Source organism: Pseudoalteromonas sp. Z1A6 (assembly GCF_011378745.1).
GTDB lineage: Bacteria > Pseudomonadota > Gammaproteobacteria > Enterobacterales > Alteromonadaceae > Pseudoalteromonas > Pseudoalteromonas arctica.
This window is the reverse complement of sequence record NZ_WTKW01000214.1, coordinates 1-7,391: the sequence shown is the minus strand read 5'-3', so window position 1 is coordinate 7,391 and position 7,391 is coordinate 1. Positions and strand designations below refer to the sequence as shown.

Sequence of the window (7,391 nt, the reverse complement as noted above, 5' to 3'; positions counted from 1 at the left end):
ATTTCATGCCGATAAATTAAAAAGTATTTAGTAACATATGCTTACGGTTGTTTTTTGTCGTGTGTGTTATAAGTGACTATTATTTGTAACTATAAATATTGTGTTCATGTTGTTCATTTAAACTTTAAATTCACGTGCCTATTTATGGTACTAAAGTGTGAAATTTGAACAAGTCATTAATTTATTGTTGCATACAGTTAATTGTTAACATTATATTGATTGTGAATTCGATGCCTTTACACAAAGGATTAATTTTCACACCAAGATAGGTAACAAAAAATGAAAAAAAGCTCATTGTATTGCGCGATTTCGAGCGCGCTATTACTTTCAAGCGTTTTTAATGCACACGCTGGCACTGTTATTAAACAAACGTCTTCACAAATGTGTTTTAGAACCGCTGATAATGCAGTAAATGGTACTCAAGTAGTATTAAACAATAACTGTAGCGGTGATGCAGCAGGGTTTAGCTGGACATCTGGTGGGAGTATAAAGCACGTTAAGTCGGGTTTATGCGTCCACCCTGGCGGCTTAGCAAACCCCGTCGATGGACAGCAACTTGTTTTGTGGTCGGGTTGTGACTTTGATAACCGAGTGAAGTTTACTAAAACGTCGGCTAATGCTATTAAGCATGTATCAGGAGGTAAATGTGTTCAACCAACTAACACATCAGACGGTAGTAATTTAGTTGTTAAATCGCAGTGTGGTGCAAATCAAAGTAAGTTTGTTGTTGAGCAACAAGTAAATAGCGGTGCAAACGTTAGTAACGATACAGTCAAGGTACAGTTTAATATTGATACTAAGCATGCGGTGGGTCAGTTTGATAGTTTTGATCGTCGTAAGTTTATTACATTGCACTCATCTAATACCGAAAGTGACTGGTTTGGAAATAATGCTCAAAGTTTAAATGCGCCTAATGCTGATCCTAATTTAATGACGAACTTTTTAGAAAATTATGATGTATATTTTGGCCGCGATACCGGCAGCATGAAATATCAATTAACACAGTTACCAGAAGATTCGGCTAAACCAGGTTATGCAAGTGCGGTAACGGCTACAACTAATGGTGGCGGTGTTAAATGGAATTACTCCAATATTACCACAGATGAAGCTAAAGCAATGCGAAAGCATGAAGGGCGTAACAGTGATTTAATTGTCGCAGCACAGCAGCACCCTTATTACCCAGATGGTACTAAAATTGGTAACCAAAACTGGTCTTTTTCGCAAACTGATACTGCCGGCGAACCACTAGGCACCGCGCTTGGTGATTATATGGCGCAGTTTTTACAAAAGTACTTTAAAGCTGGCGCATCAGATACTCTAGGTCAAAAGCGCCCAACATACCTTGAAGTTATGAACGAGCCACTATTTGAACTACACGACTTTCCTCATAAAGGTTATGACAAAGAAAGTCTATATGACATCTTTAGGCTACATAACTCAGTTGCAGATGTAGTTCATAATAATTCAGCATTGAACGATGTAAAAGTAGGCGGTTTTACAGTGGCATTTCCTGATTATGAAAAAGGGGCAAACTATTTTGATAATTGGAAGCAACGCGACAAGGCATTTCTAGATATTGCAGGAGATAAAATGGATTTTATTTCGATGCACTTATACGATTTTCCAAACTTTCCAGGCGGCCCTGGTGGTCAACATCAAGAGCAATACCGTAAAGGTAGTAACATGGAAGCGACTCTTGATATGGTTGAGCAATACATGGCTTATAAATGGGGGAGTATTAAACCAATAGTCATTTCGGAATATGGATCGCAACTGCAAGGGTCTTTTGGCACTAAATGGACACCGCAACGTGATTGGCTATGTTTAAAAGCAATGAGCTCTATGCTTATGAGCTTTATGGAAAGGCCTAACCGTATTGATAAAGCCATACCGTTTATTCCATTAAAAGCAGAGTGGGGCCGTATAAGCGATACCATTCCGTATTACTGGCGTTTACTACGTCAAGCTAAAGAGGGAGAAGGTGAAACCGGCGAGCAGTGGGTTTACACCGAAATGGTTAAGTTTTACCAGCTTTGGTCAGATATTAAAGGGACGCGAATCGATAGCTGGGCGAGTGATTTGGATATACAAGCAGATGCTTATGTTGATGGCAAAGATGTTTATTTGGTATTAAACAGCCTTGAAAATTCACCAACCAATATTGATTTAAGTGTTTTAGGCGGTGGTTCTAATAGCGTTACTGGCGTAAACATTAAGCATTTACATCCTGATGCTCAAGGTAAACCAGTCCTTGATGATAACGATAGTACAGTATTACCTGATTTAGTTAATTTGGGCACAGAGTCAACGATGATCATTAAAATTAGTCATCAAAGTAATGTGATAATTAATAATATTAATCAAGAAACTAAGCACTACGCAAGTGCTGTGGTTAAAGATATTGTTGCTAACTCAACTCAGTTTTTTACAATTAATAACGTTGATAAAGGAACTAATGGCGAGGCAGTATTACGCTTAGGTGTTGGTCGTCCTCATGGTAAGTCGCTTACACCTACGGTTACTGTTAATGGTAATAAAGTCGCTGTACCTACTGATTTTAGAGGGTACGACCAGGTTAATGGAGGGTTAGGACGCGAACGTTTCTTTGGTGTACTTGAAATACCGGTACCTTATAGCGACCTTGCAAAAACGAATAGTATTGAAGTGACATTTCCAGACACTGGCGGCGCTGTTAGTTCACTTACATTACAAAACTTTAAAATGAGTAAAAGCATTACTCGCTAGTGCGTAAAATAAAGTTAATATCAATTCGCTTAATTAAGTATTATTGCAAATTGGTATAAGTTAGGAAATAAACAAACTGCGGGCTTACTTATATTAGGTAGACCCGCAGTTTTAAAAGGAAGTAACGGCGCGTGTGATTATTTATTATAGCGTTTTTCGTACATGGTCGAAGTCACCTCTTTAACAGCATTTACCATTTCAGGGTAGGGTACGTCGGCAGTGGTAACAAAGCCTATATTGGCGTTTTCACCATCAAATGCACGTCCAGAAACTGGTTCATCAACATATTGAAACCAATGCGCTCCTACCATATAAGGCTTGCTTAATACGCTTTGCATATATTTTTTATACATGGATGCACGATCTGCTTGATTCGCAGCGTGAACAATACCTGGGTTAAACAAGCCAGAATCGGTTGCTGTACCAATATGGAATTCGCCAATTACAACCGGTAGGTCAACGTCTTCTAAAAATTGCCAGTAATTGTCTTGCATGCCTTCTTCGTAAATATTAAAGCTCAGCACGTCTGAATATTTAACTGAGGCCTTAATAATTTCATCTGGCATCCCCCAGTTGGCCATGCGAGCACCCATGTATAAATGATTTGGGAGCTTTTTAGCTAATGTACCGTTTACTACTTTAAAATATTGCTCACCAAGCATTTCGAGCATTTTGGATATATCAGCTATTTGTGCGTTGCTAAAGGTTGTAAATGTAACGCCATTATTAAGTTCATTCCAGCTTGCAATATCACTTTGCCATGCCTTATTTAATTCATTGATTGAGCTGTACTTTTGTTTAAGGTACTTAGCAAATGCATGTTTAGCGGGGCTTTTCTTTGCACTTTTAGACAGTGCATCGAGTATAATACCGTAGCGCTTTTCTACGCTACCTTGGCGCTCGCCCCAACTTTTTTCGTTATCTATAAATATGCCAATACACCAAGGCGAGGCTTTAATGTTTTTAGCAATTGCATCTATTGTTATTTCGGCGCGTTTTTTAAATTCAGGATCATAAAAGTCAGGCATCAGTCCCCAATGGTTGGTATGTCCAGATAGGGTTTTAAAGTCGCCAATAATCCAACCATTTGCAAAATAAGGCACAGACTCTTTATCATAAAAGGCCGGATCAACCCAATTTCCAAATGATGTAAAGCCCCAATCTTTCATTCGCTTGAGCGTAACATCGTGCCATTTATCTATATATGATTTAGGTGATTCTTCACCGTAGCGTCTTTGTAAATTTGCACGATAAAAGCTGTACGTTTCGCCATGAGCAACAGGTCCTTTATGTGTTGAACGTCTATAACTGTAATGTTCGCTCAGTGGATTACTGTAATCAGGTAGCCATTGAAACATGTTGTTTCTGAGTTTAGAGGTTATAAATCTGCTTTTTCTAGCGTCATCAGAGATCTCTATTATACCCATTGAATCCTCTGGTGTAATTTCATCGTTACTTCGCATACGAACAGAGTCATCTTTAAAATCAACACCAGTTATTGTGGTTAAATTTGCCATGCGCACATTAGCAGGACCATGTGAAAAAAAGAGGTAACCTTCGGGGTCTACCATCCACCATTTACCATCTACTTTTTCGGTTCTAAAGTAACCAGTGGCCTTAAGTTTTGGGCCATTGGCATACCCACCAAATCGTGAGCGGTTTGCCATGCCTGAAGACTTTGCTAAGTCACTAAGCTCTTTATTGGCAAGTTGTTTTAGCTGTTCGTCTGATTTAATGGTTAAGGCATTGGTTTTATTGGTGTATTGGCCGTATTTATCAATGATATTTACCATCCAATTAGGATCAGTTTTTGGGTTTTTTCTCAGGCGTATGTTGTCAATAAGCACAGACTTATCTTCTAAAATTCCGATGGTGAATAAATTTATAGCAGTGATTTTACTAAAATCTCCTCCATCATCACGCCAAGAACGCCATACCAATAGCCTATCTTTAGTTTCCCATGGTGGAGCATCTGCCCACATGCCTGTGTTGGTATTCGCCTCAACTCCATCTAGTGGAAAATACACAGTACCGTTGTAGTTAGCAGGTAAGCTTACTGAGCGACTCTGTAGTTCGCCGTTTTTATTTTCAATAGACAAATAAAGTTGAATTGACGTATTTGCGGTATTTTCTACATTAAGTGCCACATTATAATTTTTGTAAGTAGAGAGATCCCATGCCTTAGAAGGGGTAATTTTTAGTTCAGAGATATTCCCTTTTGATGAAAAATCGATAGCTAATTTTGTTGCTTGATCCGTTTTTATAATTGAGGTGTTAGTATCAGAATGCTTAAACCAGCTTTGTACTGATGAATCATTAAAATTCATGAGAGGTGTAATTATTTGCTCGTTGCTAAAGGCATCTGTTGTGCGTGAGTTGGATGTCGTTTGAGCGGTAGATGTATTTTGTATATGTGTATCGATATCGTTGCATGCAGTAATCGCCAAAGCAAGGGAAGTAATACTAAATATACCTGTCATTGTTTTAGGTGTACTTTTTTTCATTATTGAGCCTGTGTGATTTATTGTTGACAATATGTACTATAAATAAATTGTCAACAATAAACAATGCGGCTTTTATATTAAATTATTCTAGCTGTTTTATTAATTTAATGGGATATGTTTTAGAAGCGTTCCACTGGCCAACATATAAGTTGTCGTCTTGATCTACGCAAATACAATGCACGTGATTAAAAATGTCCCCGTTACTTTGCATCGGCTGTAGTTCACCATTTTTGTACTGGGGTTGCGGTGCTCCTAAATTAGCTATGAGCGTGTTATTTTTATCAAATATACTAATAAAGCCAGAGTCGTCAGCATTTTTATTGTCAATATGCGACCAGCAAACAGGTGCATAAAATAGTTCGCCTTTGAACACGGGACCGCCAATATATGCCCCATTAGCGCTAATTCTATCAAGGTACTTACCATCAAACGAAAATACTTTTAAACATTGCTCAAAACGAGAGCTTACTATTAATGTGGGATTTGATGGATCGCGTAAGTCTACTTCAATACCGTGGGTGTTGTGTAAATTGTAATTTTCGTCATCATTATGGTGACCGCCCCAATGGTTTATATAGCGGCCTTGTTTATCATAATGCAGTAAAAAGTCGCTGCCATAACCATCGGTTACATATAAGTCCCCATTGGGGGCAATGGCAATATCAGTAGGGCGAAAAGGTTGCTCGGGTTTATAAGCACCGCACGTTTGTGGATGGCCAATACTGTAAATCAGTTTGCCATCTAAGGTCATTTTGGAAATAAAGCCAGCCTGTGGAATGACATTGTTAGTAGGGCTATCCCATTGCTCTGTGCTGTGACCATCCCAGTGGCGATTAACAATCCAGCCACTATCTACAACGTATAAAAATTCTTGCTCGCCTTCTTTTACAATTTTTATAGCGTGTCCACCAGGAAAAGAGCTTCCAAAAGCGTCAAGTAATTCACCGTTTTGGCTATAAACTAAAATATTATTAGTCGTGTTATCGGTGATCATAAATATTCTCCCTTGTGAGTCCATCACCATCGCATGACAATTTTCTATAGGGTATTTATTTGGGTTTAACTTCCCCCAGTGGGCGTCTATTTTGTATTTAAATTGACCTTGGCCAATTATTTTCCCGTGCGGGTCTTCGTCATTTTTAGGAGTAGCGTGAGGTATAAGGTGTTTTTGCTCTGAGGTTAACATACAGAATTTTCCATATAAAAAAACCAGCTTATGCATTGGGCTATAATGCATAAGCTGGTTTAGGCTAGAAGGTTACTTTAAGTGCGTTCTTTTGCTTTAAAATTTAAAATAGCATCATCGTTAACGCGATTTAAAGGGTAATAAACAGCTTCGTTTTCTTTAAATGGTTGGTTGCTAATCGCATTGTAAGCACTGATCATTGACCAGCGAGGTTCTGCAGCACGGTTTTGATTTGATTTATGCAGTAAATTACAGTGGAAAAACAGTACATCACCTGGTTCAAGTTCTACATTGATAAGTTCATGGTACTTCATTGCTTCTTCTACAAACTCTAAACAGGCGCCTTTTTGGTCACCCGTTTTACTGTGATCTAATCGTCCCAAATGATGTGAGCCTTTAAGTACTTGCAAGCAACCATTTTCTTGCGTCGCTTTATTAATGGCGACCATACAGCTAATTGATTTTGGATAAAGCATGTAGTTATCACGATGCCAGTAGCCAAAATCTTGATGCCATTCCCAGGCGCCACCTACAAATGGTTCTTTCATCATAATTTTAGTGCTGGTGTGGTACACCTCTTCGCCAATAAGTGTTTCGCATACTTCAATTAAACGACGACCGCGAGAAAACATACTGTATAAATCGTCGCCTGTTTTTTGCCATAAACAGACTTTACTTACAGCGCCGTCGGCGTCTTTTTTGTCCCATGCTCGCTCATAGAGTGTATCGTCATTAAAAGCAGTTTGTTGTAATAGCTCAATTTCATCAGCGCTGTAGTAATTTTTGACAATAATATAACCATCACGGTGAAAATCAGCTATTTGTTGTGGTGTTAAATAAGTGTGTGACATAAATATATTTCCATTTTCTCTTACAGTTGTATATTGTTAACAATGATTGCTCGGTTAAGCATTTAGGTCAAGCGTAATTTATATAAAAATATAGAATTCATATAT

General features: G+C 38.3%; 4 protein-coding genes. 1 reads left to right on the top strand and 3 read right to left on the bottom strand.

Going from position 1 to position 7,391, the window contains the following annotated elements; translation table 11 throughout:
- Positions 1–279: 279 nt before the first annotated feature.
- Positions 280–2,745 (top strand): ricin-type beta-trefoil lectin domain protein, encoded by a 2,466-nt coding sequence (locus tag GQR46_RS13480; RefSeq protein WP_165741213.1) that lies wholly within the window; start codon positions 280–282, stop codon positions 2,743–2,745.
- A gap of 137 nt (positions 2,746–2,882) precedes the next feature.
- Here the strand turns inward: GQR46_RS13480 and GQR46_RS13475 are convergent, their stop codons facing one another.
- The 3 genes from GQR46_RS13475 to GQR46_RS13465 form a co-directional block, all read right to left on the bottom strand.
- A complete protein-coding gene (locus GQR46_RS13475) occupies positions 2,883–5,249 on the bottom strand; it encodes a beta-galactosidase (protein ID WP_240922907.1) in 2,367 nt (788 codons plus the stop codon).
- 82 nt (positions 5,250–5,331) lie between these two features.
- Positions 5,332–6,435, bottom strand: coding sequence for a 6-bladed beta-propeller (locus tag GQR46_RS13470; RefSeq protein ID WP_165741212.1), 1,104 nt, complete (start codon positions 6,433–6,435; stop codon positions 5,332–5,334).
- A gap of 77 nt (positions 6,436–6,512) precedes the next feature.
- Positions 6,513–7,286, bottom strand: coding sequence for a phytanoyl-CoA dioxygenase family protein (locus tag GQR46_RS13465; protein ID WP_007378079.1), 774 nt, complete (start codon positions 7,284–7,286; stop codon positions 6,513–6,515).
- Between the last annotated feature and the right edge of the window lie 105 nt (positions 7,287–7,391).

What these genes read in the sequence shown, in the direction of transcription:
- GQR46_RS13470 (WP_165741212.1), bottom strand. Translation starts at nt 6,435, where the DNA reads ATGTTAACCTCAGAGCAAAAACACCTTATACCTCACGCTACTCCTAAA.
- GQR46_RS13480 (WP_165741213.1), top strand. Translation starts at nt 280, where the DNA reads ATGAAAAAAAGCTCATTGTATTGCGCGATTTCGAGCGCGCTATTACTT.
- GQR46_RS13475 (WP_240922907.1), bottom strand. Translation starts at nt 5,249, where the DNA reads ATGAAAAAAAGTACACCTAAAACAATGACAGGTATATTTAGTATTACT.
- GQR46_RS13465 (WP_007378079.1), bottom strand. Translation starts at nt 7,286, where the DNA reads ATGTCACACACTTATTTAACACCACAACAAATAGCTGATTTTCACCGT.